This is a genomic window from Aestuariirhabdus haliotis (assembly GCF_023509475.1).
Taxonomy (GTDB): Bacteria; Pseudomonadota; Gammaproteobacteria; order Pseudomonadales; family Aestuariirhabdaceae; genus Aestuariirhabdus; species Aestuariirhabdus haliotis.
Map to the genome: position 1 here is coordinate 1 of NZ_JAKSDZ010000089.1, position 2,313 is coordinate 2,313.

A 2,313-nucleotide genomic window follows, 5' to 3' on the forward strand; every position below is an offset into this window, starting at 1 on the left:
GCGGCTGCATTCAGGAATTGATTACTGTTCACCGATGGAATACGAGCAATTAGCAGCATGAAAAATCATGTGTCCGTTTTATCGGGGGAAGATCATTGTCTTTTAAGCCGTATCCTGGGTATCCATCTGATAAGTCACCCAATGGGTTTTGCTGGCCAGCTTGTCGTACACCGAGCGGGCGCGGTAGTTGTTGTCGGCGGTGATCCATTTGATATTGGGCCAGCCGTTGGCTTTGCCCGCCTCGGTAAGCGCCTCAAACAGGGCATCTACCGTACCCTGTCCGCGGCTGTCCGGGCTGACAAACAGATCGTCGAGGAAGCCGACCATTCGGCCCCGCAGCGGGGATGGCATGGCTCGGTAGTGCATTAACCCCAGGGCCTTGCCTTCGTTGTCTTTGGCCAGCAGACAATAGAAGGGCATCTCGGCATCGAAAATCCACGACCAGACATTATCGAGAATCTCCTGGTTCATGGGCATCTCATAAAACTCGGCATAGCCGTAGTAAAGAGTCTGCCATTGCTGGCGGTCTTCGAGAGTGGCGGGGGAAACGGTGACCTGCATAAGAACTCCTTTCAAATAAGCGGGTGAAAGCTTGTTAGTCATTTTAAGGCAACGGCGAAGTAATCAGCGTTGCCTGAATCAATAAACCGGTGATGGCAATACAGTGTTGCCTGTTAAACCCTGTCAGGGTGGTTAAGGGTAGCGGCCGACAGGGACGTTTTCGCCAGCCCATTGCTATCGAAATTGTCGAGGGACAGCCAGTCTTGCATGATCGCTCGCAACGTTGGCCACTCGCTGTCGAGGATTGAATACCAGGCGGTATCGCGATTTTTGCCCTTGAAGATCAGGTGGTTGTAGAACACCCCTTCGAAGCGAAAGCCCAATCGCCTGGCCGCATTTCTGGAACCTTCATTCAGGGCGTTGCATTTCCACTCCATGCGCCGATAACCGAGATCGTCCATGGCATGGCGAATCATCAAACAGAGCGCCTCGGTGGCTGCCCGGGTTTTCTGCAATTGCGGGCTGAACCAGATGTGTCCGATCTCAATGGTGCCATGGAGTGCGTTGATATTAAGAAAGCTCACCTGGCCGCCTATCTGGCCGGTATCCAGCGATCGCAGAGCGTAGAACATCGGATCCTGGGAGGCCGATTGCTGACGCAGGGTTTGTCGATAGCTATCAACATCGGGCCAGGGGCCGTAAACCATATAGTCCCAAATGCCGAGCGCAGCCTCGTCATCGTGACCGGCCCGGTACAGCGCTTCGGCGTGCAAGGCGGCATCCATAGGCTCCAAACGAACATAGCGACCTTCCAGTGGGGCGCGCGCCGGGATCAATGCAGGGGGTAATTGGGATACCTCGGCACCGGATAATGGGCGAGGGTAGGGTTGTTCGAGTGTGTTGTTGGATGTCATGGTGCAATGTTCCAAAGTGACTGTGCAAAGGCTCGTTATAATTCCGTGATCTGTTGGGTTTTCAGGGTGACGGCTTGCTGGCCTGGTAACCGGCAACCAGCTCGGCCACCTTATGTGAGTCTGTGTTAGTTTCCTGGTAGAGGCCGGTTATCACGCCTTGCCGGTTAACCTCGGGTTGATTTTGACTGAGCTTCCATTGCCCGGTGATTGAACGCACCTCGATTTCAATGCCTACTATCGCCGGTAGCATTCTTTCAATATAGCCCGCAGGGGCATCCGCAAGAGACCAGGCATCGGCTCGCCCCGCCTCGTGCTGGGACGTAAGGTTGTTCAGCATGCCCAGGTTCCACTGCGCATCCTGAATAAACGACAGAACTCCTTTCGCGTGCACTGCAATGTAATTCCAGGTGGGTACGGCCTTGCCGGTTTCCTGTTTGGTGGGGTAGTGATTGGGGGAGATATAGCAATTGGGGCCATGGAATACGACCAATACTTCCGATTGATCCCCCAGCGATTTCCACAGCGGGTTGGCCCTGGCAATATGGCCTTGCAAAATATCCTTACCTTCTGACTGGTTCAGGTAAAAAGGCAGGTGGCTAACCTCCAGCCCCTGTTCAGAATGGGTCACCAAGCTGGCGAAGGGATAGTTAACGATGATATCCCGCAATTGGGCCGGATCATCCTGCTGAAATTTTTTGGGTATATGCATACTGTCCACTCTTTCCCGGGTGGCCCGTCAATAGAAGGCGAGCATGGCCGGGCTGCCATCGCCATTATTCGTTAAGGCACCTCTGATTAATTCTGATGAACTCTGGCTTTCAGGCGAATCCAGAATCGCGGCACGTCTTTGCAGTAAGGTCTAGACCTTTCAAAAAGGCGTAACAAAGAGTCTGGGTTC

The 2,313-nt window shown here is 53.7% G+C and carries 3 protein-coding genes; all 3 read right to left on the reverse strand.

Translation table 11 applies throughout. The annotated features are described in order from the left end of the window. Positions 1-102: 102 nt before the first annotated feature. Positions 103-561, reverse strand: coding sequence for a GNAT family N-acetyltransferase (locus MIB40_RS19315; protein WP_249697136.1), 459 nt, complete (start codon positions 559-561; stop codon positions 103-105). A gap of 113 nt (positions 562-674) precedes the next feature. After that, positions 675-1,415, reverse strand: coding sequence for a GNAT family N-acetyltransferase (locus MIB40_RS19320; protein ID WP_249697137.1), 741 nt, complete (start codon positions 1,413-1,415; stop codon positions 675-677). Between the two features lie 61 nt (positions 1,416-1,476). Next, the gene (locus MIB40_RS19325) at positions 1,477-2,124 is read right to left on the reverse strand and encodes an FMN-binding negative transcriptional regulator (protein WP_249697138.1); all 648 of its coding nucleotides are present in this window, start codon (positions 2,122-2,124) and stop codon (positions 1,477-1,479) included. Between the last annotated feature and the right edge of the window lie 189 nt (positions 2,125-2,313).